At 40.2% G+C, this 23,617-nt stretch carries 25 protein-coding genes, 1 tRNA gene and 3 pseudogenes; 17 read left to right on the top strand and 12 right to left on the bottom strand.

The window, feature by feature from the left end; translation table 11 throughout:
* Window positions 1-32 precede the first annotated feature (32 nt).
* Window positions 33-230 (bottom strand): DUF2283 domain-containing protein, encoded by a 198-nt coding sequence (locus tag RMY63_RS27525; RefSeq protein WP_322731742.1) that lies wholly within the window; start codon window positions 228-230, stop codon window positions 33-35.
* 1,426 nt (window positions 231-1,656) lie between these two features.
* On the opposite strand from RMY63_RS27525, the gene RMY63_RS27520 reads away from it, so the two are divergent.
* The 3 genes from RMY63_RS27520 to RMY63_RS27510 all read left to right on the top strand — a co-directional run bounded on the left by RMY63_RS27520 (window position 1,657) and on the right by RMY63_RS27510 (window position 6,405).
* Complete coding sequence (locus RMY63_RS27520; RefSeq protein WP_322731741.1) at window positions 1,657-5,643, top strand: magnesium chelatase subunit H; 3,987 nt, start codon at window positions 1,657-1,659, stop codon at window positions 5,641-5,643.
* Between the two features lie 92 nt (window positions 5,644-5,735).
* On the top strand, window positions 5,736-6,014 hold the full coding sequence (locus tag RMY63_RS27515) for a type II toxin-antitoxin system RelE/ParE family toxin (protein WP_322731740.1): 279 nt from the start codon (window positions 5,736-5,738) through the stop codon (window positions 6,012-6,014).
* Between the two features lie 79 nt (window positions 6,015-6,093).
* Window positions 6,094-6,405 carry a HigA family addiction module antitoxin gene (locus RMY63_RS27510; RefSeq protein WP_322731739.1) on the top strand — a complete coding sequence of 104 codons (312 nt, stop codon included), beginning with the start codon at window positions 6,094-6,096 and terminating at the stop codon, window positions 6,403-6,405.
* Between the two features lie 116 nt (window positions 6,406-6,521).
* On the opposite strand, the gene RMY63_RS27505 is transcribed toward RMY63_RS27510, so the two are convergent.
* Complete coding sequence (locus RMY63_RS27505; RefSeq protein WP_322731738.1) at window positions 6,522-6,956, bottom strand: hypothetical protein; 435 nt, start codon at window positions 6,954-6,956, stop codon at window positions 6,522-6,524.
* Between the two features lie 51 nt (window positions 6,957-7,007).
* Complete coding sequence (locus tag RMY63_RS27500) at window positions 7,008-7,568, bottom strand: GIY-YIG nuclease family protein (RefSeq protein WP_322731737.1); 561 nt, start codon at window positions 7,566-7,568, stop codon at window positions 7,008-7,010.
* Between the two features lie 417 nt (window positions 7,569-7,985).
* On the opposite strand from RMY63_RS27500, the pseudogene RMY63_RS27495 reads away from it, so the two are divergent.
* From RMY63_RS27495 to RMY63_RS27475, 5 genes and pseudogenes are all read left to right on the top strand, one after another.
* Window positions 7,986-8,402: pseudogene (locus RMY63_RS27495) on the top strand (XisH family protein).
* Window positions 8,390-8,732 (top strand): annotated as a pseudogene (locus RMY63_RS27490) (XisI protein). Before RMY63_RS27495 ends, RMY63_RS27490 begins: the two co-directional pseudogenes overlap by 13 nt.
* Before the next feature lie 180 nt (window positions 8,733-8,912).
* Window positions 8,913-9,485, top strand: coding sequence for a Uma2 family endonuclease (locus RMY63_RS27485; protein WP_322731736.1), 573 nt, complete (start codon window positions 8,913-8,915; stop codon window positions 9,483-9,485).
* 137 nt (window positions 9,486-9,622) lie between these two features.
* Window positions 9,623-9,847 (top strand): addiction module protein, encoded by a 225-nt coding sequence (locus tag RMY63_RS27480; RefSeq protein WP_322731735.1) that lies wholly within the window; start codon window positions 9,623-9,625, stop codon window positions 9,845-9,847.
* Window positions 9,844-10,140, top strand: a complete 297-nt coding sequence (locus tag RMY63_RS27475) for a type II toxin-antitoxin system RelE/ParE family toxin (protein ID WP_322731734.1) — start codon at window positions 9,844-9,846, stop codon at window positions 10,138-10,140. The genes RMY63_RS27480 and RMY63_RS27475 overlap by 4 nt, the downstream gene beginning before the upstream one ends.
* 234 nt (window positions 10,141-10,374) lie before the next feature.
* On the opposite strand, the gene RMY63_RS27470 is transcribed toward RMY63_RS27475, so the two are convergent.
* From RMY63_RS27470 to RMY63_RS27460, 3 genes and pseudogenes are all read right to left on the bottom strand, one after another.
* Window positions 10,375-10,653, bottom strand: coding sequence for a type II toxin-antitoxin system VapC family toxin (locus RMY63_RS27470; protein ID WP_322731733.1), 279 nt, complete (start codon window positions 10,651-10,653; stop codon window positions 10,375-10,377).
* 20 nt (window positions 10,654-10,673) lie between these two features.
* Window positions 10,674-10,865 (bottom strand): annotated as a pseudogene (locus RMY63_RS27465) (IS630 family transposase); the annotation flags it as partial.
* A 149-nt stretch (window positions 10,866-11,014) separates the two neighbouring features.
* On the bottom strand, window positions 11,015-11,236 hold the full coding sequence (locus tag RMY63_RS27460) for a hypothetical protein (RefSeq protein ID WP_322731732.1): 222 nt from the start codon (window positions 11,234-11,236) through the stop codon (window positions 11,015-11,017).
* A gap of 24 nt (window positions 11,237-11,260) precedes the next feature.
* Here RMY63_RS27460 and RMY63_RS27455 point away from each other — a divergent pair, with 24 nt between their 5' ends.
* The 3 genes from RMY63_RS27455 to RMY63_RS27445 all read left to right on the top strand — a co-directional run bounded on the left by RMY63_RS27455 (window position 11,261) and on the right by RMY63_RS27445 (window position 12,155).
* Window positions 11,261-11,497 (top strand): hypothetical protein, encoded by a 237-nt coding sequence (locus RMY63_RS27455; RefSeq protein WP_322731731.1) that lies wholly within the window; start codon window positions 11,261-11,263, stop codon window positions 11,495-11,497.
* A gap of 62 nt (window positions 11,498-11,559) precedes the next feature.
* A complete protein-coding gene (locus RMY63_RS27450; RefSeq protein WP_322731730.1) occupies window positions 11,560-11,820 on the top strand; it encodes a type II toxin-antitoxin system HicA family toxin in 261 nt (86 codons plus the stop codon).
* Complete coding sequence (locus tag RMY63_RS27445) at window positions 11,820-12,155, top strand: type II toxin-antitoxin system HicB family antitoxin (RefSeq protein WP_322731775.1); 336 nt, start codon at window positions 11,820-11,822, stop codon at window positions 12,153-12,155. Before RMY63_RS27450 ends, RMY63_RS27445 begins: the two co-directional genes overlap by 1 nt.
* Before the next feature lie 1,139 nt (window positions 12,156-13,294).
* Here RMY63_RS27445 and murA read toward each other — a convergent pair.
* Window positions 13,295-14,662 carry a UDP-N-acetylglucosamine 1-carboxyvinyltransferase gene (murA, locus tag RMY63_RS27440; RefSeq protein ID WP_322731774.1) on the bottom strand — a complete coding sequence of 456 codons (1,368 nt, stop codon included), beginning with the start codon at window positions 14,660-14,662 and terminating at the stop codon, window positions 13,295-13,297.
* Between the two features lie 407 nt (window positions 14,663-15,069).
* Between murA and RMY63_RS27435 the strand changes: the two genes are divergently transcribed.
* Together RMY63_RS27435 and RMY63_RS27430 are read left to right on the top strand one after the other, a co-directional pair.
* Window positions 15,070-15,151, top strand: a tRNA-Leu gene (locus RMY63_RS27435).
* A 101-nt stretch (window positions 15,152-15,252) separates the two neighbouring features.
* Complete coding sequence (locus RMY63_RS27430; protein ID WP_322731729.1) at window positions 15,253-16,035, top strand: RNA methyltransferase; 783 nt, start codon at window positions 15,253-15,255, stop codon at window positions 16,033-16,035.
* Window positions 16,036-16,055: 20 nt separating this feature from the next.
* On the opposite strand, the gene RMY63_RS27425 is transcribed toward RMY63_RS27430, so the two are convergent.
* Entirely contained in the window at window positions 16,056-16,418 is a 363-nt protein-coding gene (locus tag RMY63_RS27425) for a hypothetical protein (RefSeq protein ID WP_322731728.1), read from the bottom strand.
* Between the two features lie 188 nt (window positions 16,419-16,606).
* On the opposite strand from RMY63_RS27425, the gene RMY63_RS27420 reads away from it, so the two are divergent.
* Window positions 16,607-18,277, top strand: coding sequence for an ABC transporter ATP-binding protein (locus RMY63_RS27420; protein WP_322731727.1), 1,671 nt, complete (start codon window positions 16,607-16,609; stop codon window positions 18,275-18,277).
* A gap of 167 nt (window positions 18,278-18,444) precedes the next feature.
* On the opposite strand, the gene RMY63_RS27415 is transcribed toward RMY63_RS27420, so the two are convergent.
* Window positions 18,445-19,389, bottom strand: a complete 945-nt coding sequence (locus RMY63_RS27415) for a hypothetical protein (RefSeq protein ID WP_322731726.1) — start codon at window positions 19,387-19,389, stop codon at window positions 18,445-18,447.
* A gap of 648 nt (window positions 19,390-20,037) precedes the next feature.
* On the opposite strand from RMY63_RS27415, the gene RMY63_RS27410 reads away from it, so the two are divergent.
* Window positions 20,038-20,529: an N-acetyltransferase family protein gene (locus RMY63_RS27410; protein ID WP_322731725.1), complete on the top strand. Its 492-nt coding sequence runs from the start codon at window positions 20,038-20,040 to the stop codon at window positions 20,527-20,529.
* Window positions 20,530-20,581: 52 nt separating this feature from the next.
* Here the strand turns inward: RMY63_RS27410 and RMY63_RS27405 are convergent, their stop codons facing one another.
* Window positions 20,582-21,298: a Uma2 family endonuclease gene (locus tag RMY63_RS27405; protein ID WP_322731724.1), complete on the bottom strand. Its 717-nt coding sequence runs from the start codon at window positions 21,296-21,298 to the stop codon at window positions 20,582-20,584.
* A 177-nt stretch (window positions 21,299-21,475) separates the two neighbouring features.
* Window positions 21,476-21,769 (bottom strand): hypothetical protein, encoded by a 294-nt coding sequence (locus RMY63_RS27400; RefSeq protein WP_322731723.1) that lies wholly within the window; start codon window positions 21,767-21,769, stop codon window positions 21,476-21,478.
* 263 nt (window positions 21,770-22,032) lie between these two features.
* Here RMY63_RS27400 and RMY63_RS27395 point away from each other — a divergent pair, with 263 nt between their 5' ends.
* Both RMY63_RS27395 and RMY63_RS27390 read left to right on the top strand, forming a co-directional pair.
* Window positions 22,033-22,482 carry an element excision factor XisH family protein gene (locus tag RMY63_RS27395; RefSeq protein WP_322731722.1) on the top strand — a complete coding sequence of 150 codons (450 nt, stop codon included), beginning with the start codon at window positions 22,033-22,035 and terminating at the stop codon, window positions 22,480-22,482.
* The gene (locus RMY63_RS27390; RefSeq protein ID WP_322731721.1) at window positions 22,437-22,769 is read left to right on the top strand and encodes a XisI protein; all 333 of its coding nucleotides are present in this window, start codon (window positions 22,437-22,439) and stop codon (window positions 22,767-22,769) included. Before RMY63_RS27395 ends, RMY63_RS27390 begins: the two co-directional genes overlap by 46 nt.
* Before the next feature lie 15 nt (window positions 22,770-22,784).
* Here RMY63_RS27390 and nadC read toward each other — a convergent pair.
* Window positions 22,785-23,617 (bottom strand): carboxylating nicotinate-nucleotide diphosphorylase (gene nadC, locus RMY63_RS27385; RefSeq protein WP_322731720.1); only part of this gene is annotated, 833 nt, incomplete at its 5' end.

Here is a 23,617-nt window from a genome sequence, read left to right as displayed (position 1 = left end):
ACAAGCTGTGCGCTAACACTCTCAAACCTCTATTATGTAGAAATCGAATACTCTAGGGAATGTCGATTATCGATTCTTTTGGAAGCGTCTAATATTTCTAGCCCGATAATATTTCCGTCTTGATCGTAATCTAAAATTACCCCTAGCTTTTCTTCGTCACTATCTTCTATGGGTACATCACTCAATATAATCCTTAATATATCTACTTCTGGGTCATAGGTAATTTTCATATTTCTCTCCAGTATTTTTCAATCTTACTATCCCTCTTCTGTCACTCTCCGGGAGGGCAATCGCGCTTAAGCCTTATGAGACAATCAATACAAGCTATACTATTAGAAAAAAATTGGTCTTGTATTTGTTATTAGAAAAGAATCGCGCGATGCCTGCGGCGGGCTACGCCTACGCTTGCTATACAAAAGCTCTAGAATTCAGAAATGGTAAATGTTTTCGGAAAGTGACAGAAGAGGGCTATAGCGCTTCTCGTTTGGATGAAATACACTTTCAACCCCACCCCCAACCCCTCCCCGCGCGCGGGGAGGGGAGCGTTTGCGTAAGCAAATGCGGGGTGGGCTTGGGACTGTATTGCAACGAAGTGAGAACCGCTATAGTTTTCCAAAGAATCTGAATTTTGAGAAGTTGGAATCTTCATACTAATCAAAAATACTATTTGATTATTTTCAATATTTATATTAGTTACATTAACTACTGCTTTATCATTAGCTTTTAATTAACACATATTTAGATAAATATTATAAGGGCTACAACTTATACGGATAATAAATGATAAGCAAATATCAATTTAACATTAGAGGAAAGTTAAAATGGATGGAAATATGGCGATTCCGTAGCAGATACTTGGACAGGTAAGCCCGATCGCCGTTGGTATCGCATTGCTGGTACTAATAATTGGATAGCGAGTGCTGTTGTTAATGGTAATGCTCCTGGTTCCCAACCTTAATATTCTATCTAGTTTTTTAAACTTAAATTTCCCCGCTTTCCGATAGCGGGGTTTTTTATCAAAATTTTAGAAGCCGTAAGTTTTTCTAATATGAAACGCTGCATCTTCACTCCTCTATTATTGACATTTTTAACCTTAAGAAAATCGATATGCTCAAGCACAACTGAATTTATCTAAAGCTCAAAGCGATCGCATTACCCAAGAAGGCGAAGTATCTGTATTGAGCAAAATTGCAGATGCAATTGAAAACTGCTAGGATTCTCGCGCTAATCTCCTGGCGCTTTCTGCTGCCAAGAGTTTGGGTATAACTCCTGAGCAGTTATTATTTTATGCTTATAAAAAAAACCGGATATTATAATACCCACGTTGGTACTGTTACTCGATAATTTTGTTAACAGAAATTCAAAATCTCTGTTCTCTGAGAATATATTTTATAGTATTAATAACTAAATAGTTAATTATTGATGTAAATAAAAATTTACAAATAAGTGAGCAGATACTTTTAAACACAGTCAACAATTACGAAGAAATATTTCGTTTTTTATATCGATTTGTGTCAGATAGACGATAAAATGCCCAGTGGGCAAGCGTTTTCTGATAAAAAACACATATTGCCTAAAGATTCAGAAGTTAACTGTGGCTGCCGATGCCGCTAATAACTTCAAGTAGAGAACACGCATCAAAGGAGCCGAAGAAGCATGTTCACACACGTCAAGTCCACCATTAGACACATTGCGCCTGATAACTTACGCGGACGTAGTTTAATCAAGGTGGTCTATGTCGTGCTTGAGTCCCAGTACCAGAGTGCTTTGTCGCAAGCAGTTCGCACGATTAACGCGAACAATCCCAACTTGGCGATTGAAATCAGCGGGTACTTGATTGAGGAACTCCGCGACCCAGAGAATTACGAAGAGTTCAAACGAGAAATTGAGAGTGCGAATATCTTCATCGCTTCCCTAATTTTTATTGAAGACTTAGCACAGAAAGTAGTCGCAGCAGTAGAACCACACCGCGATCGCCTGGATGTTTCCGTTGTCTTTCCCTCGATGCCAGAGGTCATGCGCCTGAGTAAAATGGGCAGCTTTTCTCTAGCACAGTTGGGTCAGTCAAAAAGTGCGATCGCGCAATTCATGCGGAAACGCAAAGAAAAATCCGGTGCGGGATTCCAAGATGGGATGCTAAAGCTTTTGCGAACCCTGCCGCAAGTGCTGAAGTTTTTACCAATGGACAAGGCACAGGATGCCCGAAATTTCATGCTCAGTTTTCAGTATTGGCTAGGAGGTTCTCCAGAAAATCTGGAAAACTTCTTGCTGATGCTAGCTGATAAATATGTATTTAAAGGTTTAGACAAACAAAATTTTGCACCTTCTACATACGAACAGCCCGTGGTTTATCCCGATTTAGGGATTTGGCATCCTTTGGCTCCCAGTATGTTTGAAGATGTCAGAGAGTACCTGAATTGGTATACAGCTCGTAAGGATATTTCTAACGATCTCAAAGATCCCCTAGCTCCTTGTGTCGGGTTAGTATTGCAACGCACTCACCTAGTTACAGGGGATGATGCCCATTATGTAGCGATGGTGCAGGAGTTGGAAGCACTAGGCGCACGGGTACTACCTGTGTTTGCTGGTGGTTTGGACTTCTCCAAGCCTGTGGATGCTTACTTCTATGAACCAACTACCAATATACAGTTGGTAGATGCAGTGATATCGCTGACTGGTTTTGCTTTAGTGGGTGGCCCAGCTAGACAAGATCATCCCAAGGCAATTGAGTCACTCAAACGCTTAAACCGTCCTTACATGGTGGCGTTACCCTTAGTATTCCAAACCACAGAAGAGTGGATGGATAGCGATTTGGGGTTACATCCCATTCAAGTAGCTTTGCAAATTGCAATTCCTGAATTGGATGGAGCAATTGAGCCAATTATATTATCTGGTAGAGATGGAACTACCGGCAAAGCGATCGCACTCCAAGACCGTATGGAAGCTGTAGCCGAACGCGCCTTAAAATGGGCAAATCTGCGCCGCAAGCCGAAGCTGGATAAAAAAGTCGCCATCACCGTTTTCAGCTTCCCGCCAGATAAAGGCAACGTCGGAACCGCCGCTTACTTGGATGTATTCGGTTCCATCTACGAGGTGATGAAAGCCCTCAAAAATAACGGCTACGACTTACCCCAATTGCCAGAATCAGCCGAAGCGTTAATGCAAGAAGTCATCCACGACGCCCAAGCACAGTACAGCAGTCCAGAACTCAACATTGCTTACAAAATGTCGGTTCCTGAGTATGAGGCGCTGACCCCTTACTCTCAACGCCTAGAAGAAAACTGGGGCCCACCTCCCGGACATCTCAACAGCGATGGGCAAAATCTGCTGATTTATGGTAAGCAATTCGGTAACGTCTTCATCGGTGTCCAACCCACATTTGGTTATGAAGGCGATCCGATGCGGCTGTTGTTTTCTCGTTCAGCGAGTCCTCACCACGGTTTTGCTGCCTACTACACTTACCTAGAGCAAGTTTGGAAAGCTGATGCTGTACTGCACTTTGGTACTCACGGTTCCTTGGAATTCATGCCGGGTAAACAGATGGGGATGTCTGGTGATTGTTATCCAGATAACTTGATTGGCTCAATTCCCAACTTGTATTACTACGCAGCTAATAATCCGAGTGAGGCGACAATTGCCAAGCGCCGGAGTTATGCCGAAACAATTTCTTACTTGACACCGCCTGCAGAAAATGCTGGTTTGTATAAAGGTTTGAAGGAACTTAGCGAGTTAATTGCTTCTTACCAAACCTTAAAAGATAGTGGACGCGGCGTTCCCATTGTCAACAGCATCATGGATAAATGCCGGATCGTGAATCTGGATAAGGATATTAACCTGCCCCAAACCGATGCCAAAGAAATGAGTGCCGACGATCGCGATAATATTGTTGGCAACGTCTACCGCAAGTTGATGGAAATCGAGTCTCGGTTGTTGCCTTGTGGTTTGCACGTCATTGGTAAACCGCCAAGTGCAGAAGAAGCGATCGCAACTCTCGTCAACATTGCCAGTCTAGATCGTCAAGAAGAAGAACTTCAAGGTTTGCCCGGAATTATCGCTAATAGCATTGGGCGTAACATTGACGATATTTACCAAAATAGCGATCGAGGCATTTTAGAAGATGTCCAGTTATTGCAAGATATCATCTTGGCAACCCGTGCAGCAGTTAGCGCCCTTGTGCAAGAGCAAATCGACGCGGAAGGGCGAGTTTCTCTGGTTTCCCGGTTGAATTTCTTTAACATGGGTAAAAAAGAACCTTGGGTAGAAGCATTGCATAAAGCAGGTTATCCCAAAGTTGATGGCGCAGCCCTAAAACCCCTATTTGAGTATTTGGAATTCTGCCTGCAACAAGTTTGTGCCGATAACGAACTGGGAGCATTACTCAAAGGCTTAGAAGGTGAGTACGTTCTACCTGGCCCAGGTGGCGATCCCATCCGCAACCCAGATGTATTGCCCACGGGTAAGAATATTCACGCACTCGATCCCCAATCCATCCCCACAACAGCAGCAGTTCAATCAGCCAAAATCGTTGTAGACAGGCTTTTGGCACGTAACAAGGTAGAAAACGAGGGAAAATGGCCAGAAACCATTGCCTGCGTCCTTTGGGGAACCGATAACATCAAAACTTACGGCGAATCCCTAGCGCAAATTATGTGGATGGTGGGCGTGCGTCCAGTTCCCGATGCTTTGGGACGGGTGAACAAGTTGGAATTGATACCTTTAGAAGAATTGGGACGACCCAGAATTGATGTAGTAATCAACTGTTCCGGTGTATTCCGCGACTTGTTCATCAATCAAATGAACCTGCTAGACCAAGGCGTGAAGATGGCGGCTGAGGCAGATGAACCCTTAGAAATGAACTTTGTTCGCAAACATGCTTTGCAACAAGCTGAGGAAATGGGGGTTAATCTGCGTCAAGCAGCGACGCGCGTCTTCTCCAACGCTTCTGGTTCCTACTCGTCAAATATCAACTTGGCGGTGGAAAATAGTACTTGGGACAGCGAAGCCGAGTTGCAGGAAATGTATCTCAGCCGGAAATCTTTCTCCTTCAATTCCGATAACCCCGGAATCATGGACGAATCCCGGCAGATTTTTGAAAGTACATTAAAAACTGCTGATGCAACTTTCCAAAATCTTGATTCTTCCGAGATTAGCTTAACGGATGTTTCTCATTACTTTGATTCAGATCCTACTAAGCTGGTAGCAAATCTGCGGGGTGATGGTAAAAAACCAGCATCTTATATTGCAGATACAACCACAGCTAACGCCCAAGTGCGGACATTATCGGAAACCGTGCGTTTAGATGCGCGTACCAAATTATTAAATCCCAAGTGGTATGAGGGGATGCTAAATCACGGTTATGAAGGTGTGCGCGAACTCTCCAAGCGATTGGTAAATACAATGGGTTGGAGTGCAACAGCTGGCGCTGTGGATAACTGGATTTACGAGGATACTAACGAAACCTTCATCAAAGATGAAGAAATGCAGAAACGATTGCTGAACCTTAATCCCCATTCTTTCCGCAAGGTTGTATCAACTTTGTTGGAAGTAAATGGACGCGGTTATTGGGAGACTAGCGAGGAGAATTTAGATCGTCTGCGCGAGTTGTACCAAGAAGTTGAAGACCGGATTGAAGGAATAGAATAGGATTACATAGGCAGGCATAATGCCTGCCTTAATTTTTCAATCTAGGTATCACTATAAATGATTTAACCGTCTGATATAAAATTGAAAAATAGATGATTCAAACGTTTAAAAATAAAGCATTAGAAAATCTATTTAGAGAAAATTTTAATAAAGGAATTCCTGCAAACTTAGAAAAGAAAATTAGAATCAGACTTGAAGTTATAGACTCAGCCTTAATTGTAGAAGATATTAAATTACCAGGTTATGATTTACATGAATTAAAACGAGACAGGAAAGGAACTTGGTCAATTAAGGTGTCAGGAAACTGGCGTATCACTTTTAACTTTGAAGATGGTGATGCTTATGATGTCAATCTTGAAGATTATCATTAACTCCTGTGTTAATATCATATTAATTGGCTAGACCATGCTAAGTAAGGTTAACCAAATTATTATGTAAAGAGTATTAATTATGGATAATTGGCAAGATATTACTGATGATAGATTAGTCAGACCAATACATCCCGGTGAAGTAATTGCAGATATTTTAGATGATTTAGATATTAATGCCGCAAATTTTGCAGAAATTTTAGGAATATCTAATCAAACAATTGAGGAAATTATTAATGGTCAAAGCTCAATTACAGTAGATATAGCAATACGTCTTGGTAAAGCTTTAGGAAATGGCCCAAGACTTTGGCTGAATCTTCAGCAAAAAATTGATCTTTGGGATGCTTTGCAAAGCCATAAAAAAGAATATGAGCAAGTTATGACATTGGTTTAGAATAAATTGTGAAGAATTATTTTTTGAATAATTGAAGGTTTTATCCTGGGAACAACTTATTCTTTTACAACCAATGTGTTTATTCGGTATACATTTTTAATGTTATCAGTTTATAATCATGTTACTGGTTTTGGAACATATGGTTCCCAAAACTTTATTACCTCTTTAGCTAGAGTTAATGCCTCTATTGTTTCCGTACCCAACTCTTGTGCTTCTTCATGGCTAAAGTAGATCACAAGAGGCTCGTTAAATACTCCTGGCTCAAATACACCTTGCTCAAAAACTCGGTCTTTTTCAGTTTTTGTGATGGACTTATGACGGGTATCACGAAGATGGAAGTGCTTTGCACCATTAGCAAGATGAGATGTAATTCGCAAAATGACATATTTCCTTACCAAATCTCGCTTATCAAGCCAATCTGGTAAGTGTTCTGCTGTAACAAATAGGTTGTAGGCAACTCTTGTGTCTTGGTAAGAACGCTCAAGGTCTTCTAAATCTTGTTCCAGTTTTTTGAATAGATCGTAAGCAGTAAGTAGTTCAAAAAAGGGCATAAATTTATTCCAAAATAGAGTAGATTTATCAAAAAATAAAGTTTGTGATAATTATTCCAAAATCATTCTCTTGATAATTTGTCTATTACGCGCTCTTGCTCCTAATTTTTTTAATGGTTGCTGTTGCAAATTCTTTGGTTTTTCTTCCTTAAGATAAGTATCTTTAATATCCCACAATTTTAAATATACAGGCATCGTTTGTAAAAAATACCTCAATCCTATTTGATGTCCATCCCATCCTAAATCTAGGAGATAACGATAAGCAGATGTAATATCTGCCACTACGCCTGCATAGGAATACATAGTTCCACAACCATAGCCAGATTTTTGCCAAGCAATTTTTTCACTAGCTTCTGCTTCTTCTCTAGTTTTAAAAGCTATTGTGTACAAGATATTAATGTTTTTACGTTCATCTGGTGATGTTGAATGCACATCTCCCTCGAAATGCTGTTTCATTCTTTCCTTGAGGTTTGATGTCATTCCCCAATAAATAGCATCATCATATCTAAAACTCTCTTGAGTTCCAGATTCAAAACATAAAAGATAATCAAAACGTAGGCAGTATAAAAAATGCTTTGTGGGATCTCTTTTAACTCTTTTAATTTCGATCATTATCTATAATAAAATTATTTATTGTATTGTCATTTTCTACAAAAAATAATACATTATTAAACCGTATAATTACGTAAAACTATAAAAAATGTGAAACTGCGTAGAATGCGATCGCTGTTTGAGAGTGTGGGGTGTAATTGTTCTTGGGGAGATTTTGGGAATGTAATCGCTTACTCTTCCACAACAAGCGATATCTAATGACAAGCCGCTATGCGTCTACGCTTTGTTTTTGAGGTTTTCTACAAGGCGATCGCACTCACTCTTCTACAACAGCGATCGCTTTATTTTTGAAGTTTTCTGTAAAGCGATCGCACTTTGGGAGTGTAATTTTAAGGGGATGAGATATTGAAGTTTTTGGCCAGTGAGTATAATTATAATAACTGAACTTAATATCTAGCCAATATTACCACGAAGGAAATGCCAGCAAAAGACATTTACCATGATGCTGTTAAAAATGCCTTAATTAAAGATGGCTGGACAATTATAGCTGACCCTTATTTTTTGCAGTATGAAGATGCAGAACTTTATGCTGATTTATTTGTAGAAAAAGCCTTATTAGCAGAACAATAAGGACGAAAAATAGTTGTAGAAATCAAGACTTTTATCAGTCCTTCTCCTATGAGAGATTTTGAAAATGCTCTAGGTCAATATATTCTTTACCGCGATATTTTACAACTAGCCAGTAAAAACTATAAAATTTATCTAGCAATCAGAGATACAGTATTTGATACTTTCTTTCAAAGAAAATCTATTCAAGCAGTGGTAAAACTTCAGCAAATTGAATTTATTGTTTTTAACAATGAAAGGGAGGAAATTACTTTATGGATAAATTAACAACATATCGAAAGTTAATTAAACAGGTGCTAACTGAATTATGATAATTTATCTCGTCAATCACCTGATAAAATTGCGGAAAATTGTTTAGTGTTTGATGAAAATCACGATCATTATCTCTGGTTAACTGTAGATTGGCAAGGTAGCAAAAGACTTAAATATACTCATGTTCATATTCGGATTAAAAATGAGAAAATTTTCATAGAAGAAGACTGGACAGAAGAAGGAATAGCGACTGAATTAATGAAGCTAGGTGTAAGTAGCAGCGATATTGTGTTAGCTTTTCAGCCTCCAGATGTGAGAAAATTTACAGAATTTGCAACAGCTTAGTAAATTATTGTTCTATCGGGGCGATCGCTAACTCTTCCACAACAGGCGATGTCTAACGACAAGCTGCTACGCGTCTACACTTTGTTTTTGAGATTTTCTGAAAGGCGATCGCTCTTTTAGGCATCCAAGCATAAAATCAAAACATGACTGTTCATAAAACATTCAAGTTTAAATTTTTCTATGGATGCGTTAACTATCAACTTTGCTCCTGTTCTTCAAATAACAGATGAGCAATTCTTCCAGTTATGTCAGATAAATGAATTAATCAGATTTGAGCGTAATGCTGATGGCACATTGCTACTAATGCCTTTAGTAGGAGGTTTAACCAGCAACCCTAATGCTAATTTAACTTCTCAACTTGGAGTGTGGAATCGTGAAGAGTCATTAGGTATAGCTTTTGGTTCTTCGGTTGGGTTTATTTTACCAAATGGAACTGTGCGATCGCCTAATGCGTCTTGGTTAAAAGGTGACAGATGGGATTCTCTCACCCAAGAGCAAAAGGAGGGATTTCCGCCTGTATGCCCTGATTTTGTAGTAGAATTGCGTTCTGATCCTGATTGTTTAAAAAGGCTACAAAATAAAATGCAAGAGTACCAAGATAACGGTGCTAGATTGGGTTGGTTAATTGATTTAGAGACTAGGCAAGTAGAAATTTATCGCTCTGCTAGGGATGTTGAAGTGCTACAATCTCCTGCTAGTTTATCAGGAGAAGATATAGTACCTGGATTTGTGCTTAATCTTAAACATATCTAGTCAATTGATTGAAGAAGAATATAGAATTCAAAATCAATTAGTGGGGGATTTAGACCCGCTATTATTTGATGGACAAAATCTTCTCCGTTATATTTGAGGTGTACGAGTCGCTTACCTTTTCCTCCAAATTAATCAGCATGGACATCACAGCTACTTTGAACGAAATTGCAACTCTGAGTGTTGAAGATAGAATCCGTATTGTGCAGGCAATTTGGGACAGCATCGCAGCAGATCAAGTTTACCCTGATTTAACCGATGCACAGAAGCAAGAGCTTGATCGTCGAATAGCTGATTCCGATTCAAATCCAGACAACGTGCTGACTTGGGAGGAAATCAAAGCATCAATTAAAGGACAGCAATGAATTATGTCCTGATATTTCGCCCAGAAGTTCAAGAAGAACTCAATGAAGCGTACAGTTGGTACGAAAGTCAGAAACTTGGTCTGGGCGATGAGTTTTTGGACTGTGTAGACGAGACAGTAAATCTAATTTGCCAGATGCCAGAATCCTATGCAGTTGCCTACCGTGATATTCGACGAGCAATAGTACAACGATTTCCCTATGCTGTGTACTATCGAATTGTTTCGAGTCGAGTGATTGTCACAGCAATTTTTCATGGTCGCAGAGATCCAAAATCGTGGCAGAGACGAACCTAACATTGCAATGCAGTGAACAGACAAAAGCCCCTATGCGTCTAAGCATTGTTTTTGAGATTTTCTGAAAGGCGATCGCTTTGTTTTTGAGGTTTTCTGCAACGCGATACCTTCTCTACGAGAGGCTACGCCAACGGTAAGCTACGCTAACGCACTCACTTTTCCACAACAAGCGATACCTTCTCTACGAGAGGCTACGCCAACGGTAAGCTACGCTAACGCAACATACAAAAAGACTCAAACTATTACTCTATCTAACACTAATACTGATAACCCTGGTAAAGAGGGCAACCGCGCATCATTTGTCAATAAAAATGATGCACCTCCACGAATAACAGTAGCCATCTGAATAGCATCTGGGGTTCTTAAGTTATAATCTGCCCTTAATTGTGCTGCATTTTCAGCAATGTCGGGAAAAAGTTCGATAGTAGTCAAACCTTGGGAATTAAATAGAATTTCACGATATTGTTGAGCTAATGCTGTGTTTTCCTGTCGCAAGGGATAGACTAATATCATGTTCGGTAAATCACTTACGATTAAACCCCGATTTTAATCCACCAGTGAAAACCAGTTAACCCTTGAATCAAATCTTGTTGTTGAAGCAAAGATTGACAGCGATGAAATAAAATTTCCTCCAAATTATCAAGTGTCTCAAATGTTTTATTGGCAATTGGTTCATCAACCAAAGTCCACAATCTTTCTGCCGGTTGTAATTCGGGTGAATCAGATATAGTCAAAACTGATGTTACAACCCTAAACTCAGCACGAAACATAGCTTCAAAACAAGCATCTGTAACATCCAAATAATTAGGATTTTCTTCAATAAAGTAAATCAGTGGAGCGGTATCCAAACCCACAATTTGCCCCTGTAGCTGGACTAGCCATTCCATGAATCACGTTCCTGATTAACGTATTCTTGAGCATCAACGTCATTCCAGATTTCTTTACCTAACCCACGTAATTCGAGGATGCTACGCTTTGGCTTAGGTGTCATCGTTACCTGTTGACGAATTAAGCTCGACAAGTGTTCAATTAAGCGTATTTGTTCTTCAGGAGTTAGGCTTTGAGCTTGCAGTAGTACTTCTTGATAATTAGACATAAAATTTACACTTCCACTTGTCTGGTGTCCTGGTATTTCGCCCAGAAGTTCAAGAAGAACTCGGCAAAGGCGTACAGTTGGTACGAAAGTCAGAAACTTGGTCTGGGTGATGAGTTTTTTGACTGTGTAGACGAGACGGTGAATCTAATTTGCCAGATGCCAGAATCCTATGCAGTTGCCTACCGTGATATTCGAGGAGCAATAGTACTAGGAATATATAGAAGCGATCGCTTCTATATATTCAATGATATCATATTATGATATCATTAGAATAATGGCTATACTCAACTTAACTAAAAAATGGCTGTAATTGTATTGATTAAATGGATCTCAACAACAAACAACGTCAGATTGTAGAGTTAATTTTTACAAATCCTGTACCATCTAATATTCTTTGGAAAGATATTGAAAGTTTATTTATAGCTTTAGGTGCTGATATTACTCAAAGTAAAGGTTCGCGGGTTCGTGTGAAATTAAATGATGTGAAAGCTGTTTTTCACGAACCGCATCCTCAAAATGAGACAGATAAAGGAGCAGTCAAATCTGTTAGAGAATTTTTAATTAAGGCAGGAATTGAAATATGATGACTTATAAAGGATACACAGCTAGTGTAGAAGTAGATGTAGAGGCGGGAATAATTTTTGGTCAAGTCCTAGATATTAATGATGTGATTACCTTTAAGGCAAAAACTGTAGATGAAGCGCGTCAAGAATTCCAAATTTCTGTTGATGATTATCTTGCTTTCTGTGAAGAACTAGGAGAGGAGCCTGATAAACCATTCTCTGGTAAACTTCCATTCCGCACAACTCCAGAACACCACCGCAAAATATTTATTGCTGCTAAAAAGGCTGGCAAAAGCATAAATGCTTGGATGGATGAAATCTTAACTGTTGCTGCGGATAAAGTAATCAATACTTAGAGTCAACCATTCCAAATATATTTTTTGCTAAAGTGCATTCGCCTTTGGCATTTTTATGGGAATATTCAAGTTTAAATTTTTCTATTTCTCTGGATTCTAAGTCAAATATACACAGACAGACTGCATTTCTTTATTTTCCAAATAAACGTAGATAGGCTTGATATCTGTTTGTTTCTCAGAATAACTATTGCGATCGCACTCACTCTTCCATATAGGCGATGTCTAACGACAAGCCCAAAGCTAACGGAAACGTCTCTGGCTTTGCGCTACGCGTCTAAGCTTTGTTTTTGAGGTTTTCTGTAAGGCGTAGGCATAGCCCGTCGTAGACATCGCTCTTTTGTTAACTATTTTTCTTTAGGGCAAAATTTCAAACCTATCGCAGTGCTGAGGTCGATATAATCTAAAATCTCGCTGAGCTGGATTCAGAAACTGGCGATCGCACGCTATAAGCTAGTCACAGAGATACTTAGGCAGTTTTTGGAGATGTCTAATGACAAGCTACTATGCGTCTAGGCTTTATTTTTGAGGTTTTTTGTAAGGCGTAGGCATAGCCCGTCGTTCCCGTAGCGTCTCGTAGAGAAGACATCGCTCATCTTTCTATACAGACGTTCTGCTACAGTGCAATCATAGAGTCAGCGTTAGCGTAGCTTACCGTAGGTATCGCTTTTGGGAATGTGGAGAGGTGCGTTAGCGTAGCTCACCGTAGGTATCGCCAGTGGTATTGTGTGTGTTAGATATCACAATAAGTAAGAAAAATGGATGAAAAGGATAGAATAGTCTGTAATTACACCCAAAGCGATAAGTATAATGTATGAGGACTTTAAATACAAAAAGACCAGCCTCCCACAGCCGGTCTAAAAAATGTTTTTGCGTTGTCTTCTCAAGAGAGTTAAAACCCAATTGCACGTTCCCAAAATGCAACGGGCAACTTTTCTTAACAATATTGTAACAGCCAACACAGATTTTTCCAGAATATTCATCAAAAAAAGACACGGGCAAAGCTTAAAAGCCTCTATCTATCAGGATAATTCAGCAGATTGCAAGGTATAGATGGGAGAGATAAAGGCAGACAAGGGAGAAGATTTTACCTTGTCTCCCTTGTTCCTCTTATCCCAGCATCAGTCTCCAACCGATCAATTTCAACTTGACAGGCTACTGATGCTGGGAGCAACTTCTGCATCTCTTGATGTTTCGCCCACGCGGAGGATTTTAGCCCCCAATTGCTGCAACTTCATATCAAGTCGATCGTAACCGCGATCAAGGTGCTGTAAACCCTGAATTGTGGTTTGTCCTTCTGCCGCTAGTCCGGCGATGACTAATGCTGCCGATGCTCGTAAGTCTGTACCTAATACTGGTGCGCCAGATAATTTTGGTACTCCCCGAACGAAAGCAGCATTGCCTTTGACACGAATATCTGCCCCCAAACGATTCAACTCTGAGGCATGACGCAAGCGATTTTCAAAGACGGATTCGTTAATTACGCTGTCGCCTTCTGCCACTGCCAGCAAAGCCATGAATGGCGCTTGCATATCTGTGGGAAAACCTGGATGGTATTGAGTTTCAATATCCGTTGCCTTAAGGGTTTCCGCTGGCAGAATATGTAAGTGTTCGGGCTTTTCTTCAATTATTGTCACTCCAATATCCCGCAGCTTGGCAATTACTGGGATGAGATGTTCTGGAGCCACTGGCGAGAGGATAAGTTCTGAGCGGGTAATTGCTGCTGCCAGCAAAAACGTCCCGGCCTCAATGCGATCGGGAATAATGCTGTAGTCAACAGAATGCAACTTGGGGACTCCTTCGATAATAATCCTGCTAGTCCCCGCGCCCTGAATCTTCGCTCCCATCGCGTTACAGAAGTTAGCTAGATCGACTACTTCCGGTTCTCTGGCAGCATTTTCGATGATCGTTTCCCCCTCTGCCAGGGTAGCCGCCATCATCAAGTTTTCCGTAGCTCCAACGCTGGCAATGTCTAAGTAAATCTTCGCACCTTTTAATCTCCGGCTGCTGCCAGGGACGTAGGCATTACAAATGCCATGCTCAATTTGTACTTCCGCTCCCATTGCTTGCAGTCCTCGAACATGCAAGTCAACTGGTCTTGCCCCAATTGCACAACCGCCTGGTAAAGGCATCTGTGCTACTCCCAGTCTTGCCAGAATGGCTCCAATGGCGAAAAAACTCGCTCTCAACTGGGTAACTAATTCGTAGGGAGCTTTTGATGTTTTAATCTCGCTGGCATTGATGTCTAAAATGTCGCCTTGTCGGGTTAATTGCACACCCAAAGCTGATAACACCTGACCCATCCGCTCTATGTCCGCTAACAAAGGGACATTACGGATACGACAATCGCCCGGACACAGCAAGGCTCCAGCCATGATTACCAGTGCTGAATTTTTTGCCCCGCTAATTTGCACATGACCCCGCAAAGGATGCCCACCCCAAATTTGCAAGACTGAGGAGTCTGCTTCTGGAGCAATTTTGGCATCTGGTAAGCTGGTAGAAGGATTAATAAGCCTACCTCCAAAAGTAATACGTATTTTAATGTTTGAAGTTGGTTTTGATTCTACAGTAAAGATTCAAAATGTCCACGTTTTAAAGCACTGTTTTGTATAAAAAAATTGTTTTTTGAGTGAAAAATCCGGGCTGAAAAGAAGCAATAGCAGGCTTTTTGAGCTTTTTAAAAAATTTCAAAAAAAGAATGAATAAGTAGTAGTTTTAAGCAAAAATAAATACTCAGTAAAATAACTTAAGTATTCTCTAAAAATCATTGCTATACTGTTGAGTTAATATTTTGATTCGATCTCGTACTGAAAAAACTCGTTTTCAGTTAGAGACTTTTAACGAGGCGTTATGCTTTTACTTGACAAAGGTAAAACATAACGCAATAATAAGGAATTGTCGATAAGCATAAATGCCAGCGGAACTGGCGGAATTGGCAGACGCGCTAGATTCAGGTTCTAGTGCCGCAAGGCTTCCGGGTTCAAGTCCCGGGTTCCGCATATTATTAAGTTAGGAGTTAAAAGTGAAGAGTTATGAGTTGTAAAGAAAACTAAATTAACTCATAACTCCTAACTCCTAACTCCTAACTCCTAACTTTTTGATGTTGACCAGTTTACAAAATTCCTTAGTAAAACAAATTCGCAAGCTACACTCCACCAAGGAACGGCACAAGCAGCAGTTATTTTTACTAGAAGGGACGCACCTGTTAGAAGAAGCTTGTGCGGTCAGTTACCCACTAGAAACAGTGTGTTGTACCCCAGATTGGCAAGTAGCCCATCCTTCGCTGTGGGAAGAAGCTTGTAGCCGATGCGATCGCGCCGAAATTGTCAGTCAAGAAGTCTTGGATGCGATCGCTACCACAGTCCAACCGGATGGTGTGGTGGCAACGGCAAAACGAAGCAAACCCCAAACTCAACTACCATTGACTGGTTTAGTGCTAGCTTTAGAAACGGTGCAAGATCCCGGCAACCTGGGTACAATGATTCGCACCGCCGCCGCCGCTGGAGCATCAGGGTTGTGGGTCAGTGGAGATAGTGTAGATTTAGATAGCCCTAAAGTTGTCCGGGCTTCCGCAGGGCAATGGTTTCGCCTAGCAACAGCCGTAACTGAAGATTTAAAAGCGACAGTCCAACAAAGTCAGCAGGCAGGAATGCAGATAGTGGCAACCTTACCCAATGCGACTTTAACTTATTGGGAAGTGGACTGGCGAAAACCTAGTATGATTTTACTGGGAAATGAAGGTGGTGGATTATCGGCAGATTTAGCAGCGATCGCAGATCGGCAAGTCAGAATTCCTTTGAGTCCTGGAGTGGAATCTTTGAATGTGGCGATCGCAGCCGCTTTAATGTTGTACGAAGCTAAACGGCAACTGGTTTGTCAGTAATGAATTTTAACTTTTTACCCCTATTTGGTTTTTGTTATTTCTTCGAGATATTGTTCAATATCAGCAACTGCGTCCTCAAGAGCCGCTAAATCAATATCTGTCAGGTCTTGATCGAGTTCGACTTCAGTGAAATTACTAGTATGCAGTTGGGGGATCTCTTCTTCCTCAGTCGAACTTTCTTGTAAGATATCCTCCAACTGTTCGAGGGATTCTTGAAACACTTGATCGGCAGCGCGCCGCTGTTCTGGCTGATTTTGCTCCATAATATTAACTTGAAAATCCTGATTTACTGACTTAATTTTGATTCTAGTTCCTACAGATTTAAATTTTGCACTTATAACATCATAGTTGTGTGCTGTATCAACTTTAGCAGTGGTTATCAAGAATATCGATACCTGTCTCCAATTAACAATAGGTTACTCCTGCCTCCTGAACGTGATCGCTACGGGTACACTAAATCAAGTTTGGCTAAGTTTAGGCAAGTTTTATAAAACAGGTCTAATACTTAATTTGATAGACTATCCTAAATTTGAAATTATAAAAACTGGTAGCTCAGCGCTGATAACTAACTATGAGTAAAGCCTTATTCTGTATCGAAAATCTACGAGTTGCCTATCCTGGGCGGAGTGGAGAAGAAGCAAGCTGGGCGGTTGATGATGTATCTTTCACCTTGCAACCAGGTGAAAGAATGGGATTGGTGGGAGAGTCAGGTTGCGGTAAATCAACTCTCGGACGGGCAGTAATGCGTTTACTACCAGCCTCTAGCCGTATTGAAGGACGGGTGACATTTCAAGGACAGTCAGTGTTTGACTTGACACCTAACCACCTGCGGAAATTTCGGGGAGAAGCGATCGCCTTAATTTTTCAAGATCCCATGACACGCCTCGATCCGTTGATGACAATTGGTAAGCATTGTATCGAAACCCTCCAGGCGCACTCACCACAATTATCAACGCGGGAAGCTAAAGAAAAAGCACTTGCTACCTTGGCAAAAGTGAATATTCCCGCTAGTCGCTGGAATCAATATCCTCATGAGTTTAGCGGTGGAATGCGCCAACGGGTAGCGATCGCTTTAGCTTTACTCCTCAACCCCAAGTTTATTGTTGCTGACGAACCCACCACCAGTTTAGATGTCACCGTTTCCGCGCAGATATTGCAAGAATTAACTCGCCTGTGCGGTGAAGAAAACATGGGATTGCTGCTAATATCTCATGATTTAGCAATGGTGGCTGAGTATTGCGATCGCATTGGCGTGATGTACAACGGTAAGATGGTCGAAATGGGTTCTACAGAAACCGTATTTAGGCAACCTCAACATGAATACACGCGATCGCTCTTAAAAGCAGCTTTACACATTCAAGCAGTAACTGATAGTGGAGAATTGATAATTGCCAATGAGGAAGAAAAGCAATTACCGATTATTAATCAGCAATCTCTAATTTTGAGCGTTACAGAACTTAAGCAACACTATACTATAGAACCTAATTTTATCGAACGACTGCTTAACACACAAGCGCAGACAATTAAAGCAGTAGATGGGATCGACTTGGATATTTATTCAGGAGAAATTCTTGGCTTAGTTGGGGAATCAGGTTGTGGCAAAAGTACACTATCACGAACAATTTTGCAACTAATTCGTCCTACTAGTGGCAAAGTTGAGTTTTTCGGACAGGATTTAACTAAACTATCGCGTCAAGAAATTCGTTCCTCACGGCGACAAATACAAATGGTCTTTCAAGATCCTCATGCTTGTCTCAATCCAGCTATGACAGTGGGACAAAGTATTGCAGATCCTTTATTTATACACAATCTAGCCAATCCTACCAAGGCAAAAGAACAGGTTTTGTGGATGCTAAATAAAGTTGGCTTAACACCGCCAGAAGTGTATTATGAGCGTTACCCGTCAGATTTGTCTGGTGGACAACAGCAACGAGTAGCGATCGCTCGTGCTTTGATTACTCACCCTAAACTTTTAATCTGCGATGAACCAGTAAGTATGTTAGATGCTAGCGTTCAGTCGCAAGTGCTGGATTTGATGTTGCAATTAAAAGAAGAGTTTGAGCTAACTTATCTATTTATCACTCACGATCTTTGGTTAGCTAGATTTTTGTGCGATCGGATTGCCGTAATGAATGGCGGTAAAATTGTCGAACTTGGTCTTACAAAAAAGATTTTTGCCAATCCTCAGCACCCATATACCAAAACCTTACTAGCTGCTGCTCCCTTACTAGCACGCGCTTAACTAAAGGACTTCCATTAAAAAAACACTCCATAGCAGGGGGGGTGCAAGGCTTTGCGCCCTTACAAATCTACAAATAATTTGGGATAATTTATTTTTTACAAGTCCCTAAATAAAATCAGAAGTTAAAAGTTTTAAACTCCTAACTCTTCACTCCTAACTCCTAACTCCTAACTATCTTCCCTTCCCTCAAGTAATTTAATTGGTTCTCCACTCGAACCATAAAGCTCAACGAATCTTTTAAACAGCAATGCAGTCTCGTGAGTTGAAGTTTTACTTAAGTTGAATAAACGCCCTATATTTGTATCAGCTAAAGCTCTTAAATACGGCAAATCTTCAAATAGCGTCAAGCAAGAAGCAAAATGCAATATTATTTGTAATAATGGCTTTGGCCACTCTAGGTCACTATAAATATCTATAAAAAACTGATGTTCTAAGTCATTTAACGGGAAAGCATTAAATATAACAATTATCCTTTTGTTATTGTAGACTGGAATACTCAGTTCAACAGTGTAAGGGGTATGTAATATCAAATCCACCTCTACAATAGGTTGTCGCCAAATTCTCAAAGGATTAGCTGGCGAGTCTAATATTGTTTGAAATTTGATTATTCCACCAGTATTTGTGGGCTGAAAGTGGCTAATTTGAAAAATCTTCAGGTTATTAAGGCTAAATTTGTGAACTGTTTCCAAATGCTTTAAGCTCAATAGATGATAAATTTGGCAAATATAAGGAAACGGTAAAATATACTCCTGGCTTATCATGTGGAGCTTTTTTATTTGAAGTTTGTTAGTTTGAGTACGATCCAGATATTCTTGATATTGGCTGGGGTCTAAATCATTACTATTGAAGCTTTCTTCCGGCTTTAGATATAGCCAACTCACAAAAAAGAAAGAGGCTGTAAATAGCTGAAATATTTCGATAGGAGATAAATAACCATCGACAAATGCAGCTATGCTTCTATCAGTTATCCCGAAAAGCCAAGATGGAATACCAAAAAGCCAAATATTACTTTTGATTTGATCTATAAAAAGTGCTACCTCAACAATTTTTGAAATATTACTATTTTGATTGGTACTAAATTTATCATTAATCTTCAAACAATGAATAGGCATATACTTTTTGCCGATCTTAATTGATATTTATATTAATTCTAAAGACTGATATATGGTATCAACCTCTGTCTGTAGCTATATATATAACTTGTACTTATTGAAGCAAACTTAAAACCAGTTTTTATTAAAATAGCTACAAAGTACAATTTATTGTTATGTATAATTCTCAACTATCTATGTATTTACTCTTGATAAAATTATATTTAATTTATACTGTTAAAAGATTTGAGTTTTTACTATCTGATGTAAAACTTGAAGTCAATAGCGGTATATAAATGTTAAGAGAAACAAGTTTATTTTTTCTGATACGATCGATTTATCTATTTATCTAGAATGAATACTGAATGATGCTTTAGGAATAAAAAGTTAGAATTTAAAAATTCAAAACTAAGAAGTTATAAAGTTTCTCTGTTAGAAAAAATACAGTAGGTAGGAGGTTGTAATTTTGCTCTAGTTATAACATCTGTGGTAGCTCTTATAGAGCGCATTGCATACTTGCTAATAGGGTTAGGCATTATCTTATCTAAGGTAGACGATCCCTACCTGACAAAGTATCTGTGACAATTACAATAGAAACCGTAGAATTGCTACTCTTAACACTGTATTATTTTTGAATATTTTCTGAAGATTTTTTCCGAGACGGTAGCAATGACCATTCGCCATGCGACTGAAACTGACTTGCCTGCAATTGTGGCAATTTACAACACTGCAATTCCTAGCCGCATGGCAACTGCTGACTTAGAACCAGTATCTGTGGAAAGTCGCCTTGCTTGGTTTAAGGGGCGATCGCCTTCACAACGACCACTTTGGGTAATCGAAGTAGAAGGAGTGATTGCTGGATGGCTTAGTTTTCAATCTTTTTATGGGCGACCCGCCTATAGTAAGACTGCCGAAATTAGTATTTACATCGCCCCTAGCTTTCATCGGTGTGGCTTGGGACGGCAACTCTTAGCACAAGCAATTAGCGAAAGTCCTAATTTAGGTCTAAAGAGCCTAGTATGCTTCATTTTTGCCCACAATCACCCCAGTTTAAAACTCTTTGAAACATTTGGTTTTCAACGCTGGGGACATTTGCCTAACATTGCCGAACTTGACAGCGTTGAACGGGACTTAGTGATCATGGGGCTGCGAATTAGTTAACCTGTTGTTTAGGGCGATCGCTATTTTTTTTAGACTTGTAAATTAAATTTGCTCACAATTGCTCTAGATTAATTCCCCTTTCTTGTAGTAAAGCACGGAGAGCTTCTAACTCGGCTTGTGCTTGTTTGGCTCTATCACGTTCTTGTTCAACTGCGGCCTCAGCTTGCTCTGCTCGTTGTCTTTCTTGCTGTCGTTGTTGGTCTAGTTCCAAAAAGGTCAAAAAGCGATCGCCATCAGGACGATAAATTTGCAGTTCTTCCTCAGTCAACTCGAAACGCACCCCCAATCGAGGGCTGACCCAACCAACCATTTGGTCAATCACTTCTAATCTTGAGTTCCGTCGCTGCCAGCCTGTCAAGTCAACCACATCAGGTTCATACAGATAATATTCTTCCACACCGTAGCGCTCATAAAACTCTAATTTTTTCGCCATTTTAGAGATCCGGTTTCCAGGCGACCAAATTTCAAATACCACCTGCGGGGGAATGTTGTCTTCAAGCCACTGTTGATAAGAACCTCGGTATCCTTTTTGTCTACCAAATACTACCATCACATCAGGAGCTTGACGGAGCTTGTTATCATCTTCCACGGAATACCACAACAAATCTCCAGCGACAAACACATTTGAGTCATTGGCAAATAGCAGTTCTAAATTATTTTTAATCCAGACAATTAATTCAAACTGCTTAGTATTGTCTGCCATTGACTGTCCATCGCTGTCAGGGTAAATAATGCCTTTTTGGGTGGAAGATGGTAACTGTGTAACCATTGCAATCATTCTCAGGTGATTCTTAGAGGATGGGTTAGCGATCGCTTTTTTCTCGCTCTTATTATTTCACATCGTAAGTCTAACCAAAATCCACTATTTGGTCGGTGTAGTCATTTGGCTATAATCTATAAAAGAAGCTGATGCGATCTGCGATCGCACCAGTTTCATCTGCTATTGTTAGTTTTTAGAATTATTTCCTAGTCTTATCTCTTCATACTGAGTAGCTTTCGGTTCATTATATACCATTTCTCTAGCCCAATGTTCGCAGTTGTAACTCAGTAAATTCCACAGAGGATCTTTTGCACTAAGGATTTTTTCTCTTGATTTCTGAATACGCGCCTCAATTTGAATGTCTGAAGCTTTTTCAGGATGTTCTTTTTCAGGACGTTCTTTAAACAGCCAGTCTGGTGTGTAGTGAGCTAAATGAACATATCCGATTCCCACCCTGACAATTTTACCTTCTGGCTTCACCGTCTCACCTGTGAAAAAGTGTGCAACTCTATAACCTATAATTATTTTCCTTTATTGGAAATGCGATTGGATTGCAGTTTTCTTACTTAACTCAGATGTATAAATCTTAATTCCTCGTTCAGAATAAAGCTAATCTGTATCATCACTAGATGAGGTAAAGTAAAGTGATACCAAACATAAATAAAGCGCTATCCTTGAGACAATGATTGTTTTTGTACTATCAATCAATTGTAAATATATTACCCACAAACCAAATTTCAACTGTGTCTGCTAAAGATGCTTTTCATGAAGTTGTTAAAACCGCTCTCCAGAAAGATAGTTGGTTAATCACTCATGACCCCTATCCCTTGCAAGCTGGTACATTTGATCTTGCCATAGACCTTGGTGCAGAAAAAGTGATTGCAGCTGAAAGGGAAGGATTGAAAATTGCTGTAGAAATCAAAAGTTTCCTTGGCCCATCCAAGATTTCAGAATTTTACGGAGCGCTGGGACAATTTATAGCATATAGGGCAGCTTTAAGTATTCAAGATTCAAAACGAGTTTTATATTTAGCAGTGTCCAGCGATATTTACGAGCGATTTTTTGCAACTTCCTTTATTCAGAGACTCATTCAGCAAAACCAACTTCTGTTGTTGATTTACAATATTGATGGGGAGGTAATTCAACAATGGCTACCGTCAACGAATACCGACAACACATCCAAAACTTGCTAACAGAACGCGCCAAACTCGTGTGGGATGATCGCATCCAAGCCCAAACTATTTTCGATACCGAACGTGACCACTACCAACTAGTCTACGTTGGTTGGTACGGATCAAAGCGACTATATGGCACTGTCCTTCACCTAGACATCATTGATCGCAAAATTTGGATTCAACAAGATGGTACTGAAGTTGGAATTGCAAACCAGTTGGTTGAACTCGGTGTACCCAAAGAAGACATTGTTTTAGGCTTTGATCCTCCAAAAATGCGACATTACACTGACTTTGCAGTAGAATAATTTACCTCGTTCTATTTAAAGTACAATCCTCATACTCAAATCCAACCACTTCGATTGAGTAATCGGCGCACTACTAGAAATATAGTCAACACCAGTTTCCGCTACACCACGAATCGTTTCCAAAGTCACATTCCCCGAAGCTTCTATTTTCACCCGACTATCCTGCTGGCGAATCAACTGCACCGCCTGACGCATCATATCCAAAGGCATATTGTCCAACATAATAATGTCAGCTTTGTGCTGCAAAGCTTTTTTCACCTGCTCAAAACTTTCCGTCTCTACTTCTATAGTCAAGGGATAAGGAATTTGAGAACGAATACGGGTAACAGCTTCTCCAATTCCCCCAGCCGCCGCAATGTGATTATCCTTGATCATCACCGCATCATCCAACCCCATCCGGTGATTAATTGCCCCACCCAAAGCAGTCGCGTACTTTTCCAACAGTCTCAGCCCTGGTGTAGTTTTACGCGTATCCACCAATTGAGCAGGTAAATCAGCAATTTTCTCTACATATATATTAGTCAGCGTCGCAATCCCACTCAACCGCATAGCCAAGTTGAGCGCGACTCGTTCCCCCATCAGCAGCGCATCCAGTGAACCATGAATTTCAGCTACCACCTGTCCAGGCTCACACCATGCACCTTCAGATGCAACCGCCACAAAGCTAACTTTTTCATTCAAAATCTGAAACACCCTAGCTGCAACTGGTAAGCCAGCAATTATCCCTGAAGCTTTTGCGATCCATTTAGCAGAGCCTAGCGTCACGTCTTCTACTAAAAGCGTATTTGTAGTGCGATCGCCCCTGCCAATATCCTCGAGCAACCAGGCACGCAACATTGGATCTAAAA

This window comes from Nostoc sp. ChiQUE01b (assembly GCF_034531255.1).
In the GTDB taxonomy this organism is placed as follows: domain Bacteria; phylum Cyanobacteriota; class Cyanobacteriia; order Cyanobacteriales; family Nostocaceae; genus Nostoc.
The sequence above is the reverse complement of the archived record's forward strand: the minus strand, read 5'-3'. Positions and strand labels throughout refer to the sequence as shown.

Excerpts from the sequence above, each read along its gene's own strand:
- RMY63_RS27525 (WP_322731742.1), bottom strand. The coding sequence starts at position 230 with ATGAAAATTACCTATGACCCAGAAGTAGATATATTAAGGATTATATTG.
- RMY63_RS27520 (WP_322731741.1), top strand. The coding sequence starts at position 1,657 with ATGTTCACACACGTCAAGTCCACCATTAGACACATTGCGCCTGATAAC.
- RMY63_RS27515 (WP_322731740.1), top strand. The coding sequence starts at position 5,736 with ATGATTCAAACGTTTAAAAATAAAGCATTAGAAAATCTATTTAGAGAA.
- RMY63_RS27510 (WP_322731739.1), top strand. The coding sequence starts at position 6,094 with ATGGATAATTGGCAAGATATTACTGATGATAGATTAGTCAGACCAATA.
- RMY63_RS27505 (WP_322731738.1), bottom strand. The coding sequence starts at position 6,956 with ATGCCCTTTTTTGAACTACTTACTGCTTACGATCTATTCAAAAAACTG.
- RMY63_RS27500 (WP_322731737.1), bottom strand. The coding sequence starts at position 7,568 with ATGATCGAAATTAAAAGAGTTAAAAGAGATCCCACAAAGCATTTTTTA.
- RMY63_RS27485 (WP_322731736.1), top strand. The coding sequence starts at position 8,913 with ATGGATGCGTTAACTATCAACTTTGCTCCTGTTCTTCAAATAACAGAT.
- RMY63_RS27480 (WP_322731735.1), top strand. The coding sequence starts at position 9,623 with ATGGACATCACAGCTACTTTGAACGAAATTGCAACTCTGAGTGTTGAA.
- RMY63_RS27475 (WP_322731734.1), top strand. The coding sequence starts at position 9,844 with ATGAATTATGTCCTGATATTTCGCCCAGAAGTTCAAGAAGAACTCAAT.
- RMY63_RS27470 (WP_322731733.1), bottom strand. The coding sequence starts at position 10,653 with ATGATATTAGTCTATCCCTTGCGACAGGAAAACACAGCATTAGCTCAA.
- RMY63_RS27460 (WP_322731732.1), bottom strand. The coding sequence starts at position 11,236 with ATGTCTAATTATCAAGAAGTACTACTGCAAGCTCAAAGCCTAACTCCT.
- RMY63_RS27450 (WP_322731730.1), top strand. The coding sequence starts at position 11,560 with ATGGATCTCAACAACAAACAACGTCAGATTGTAGAGTTAATTTTTACA.
- RMY63_RS27445 (WP_322731775.1), top strand. The coding sequence starts at position 11,820 with ATGACTTATAAAGGATACACAGCTAGTGTAGAAGTAGATGTAGAGGCG.
- RMY63_RS27430 (WP_322731729.1), top strand. The coding sequence starts at position 15,253 with ATGTTGACCAGTTTACAAAATTCCTTAGTAAAACAAATTCGCAAGCTA.
- RMY63_RS27420 (WP_322731727.1), top strand. The coding sequence starts at position 16,607 with ATGAGTAAAGCCTTATTCTGTATCGAAAATCTACGAGTTGCCTATCCT.
- RMY63_RS27415 (WP_322731726.1), bottom strand. The coding sequence starts at position 19,389 with ATGCCTATTCATTGTTTGAAGATTAATGATAAATTTAGTACCAATCAA.
- RMY63_RS27410 (WP_322731725.1), top strand. The coding sequence starts at position 20,038 with ATGACCATTCGCCATGCGACTGAAACTGACTTGCCTGCAATTGTGGCA.
- RMY63_RS27405 (WP_322731724.1), bottom strand. The coding sequence starts at position 21,298 with ATGGTTACACAGTTACCATCTTCCACCCAAAAAGGCATTATTTACCCT.
- RMY63_RS27390 (WP_322731721.1), top strand. The coding sequence starts at position 22,437 with ATGGCTACCGTCAACGAATACCGACAACACATCCAAAACTTGCTAACA.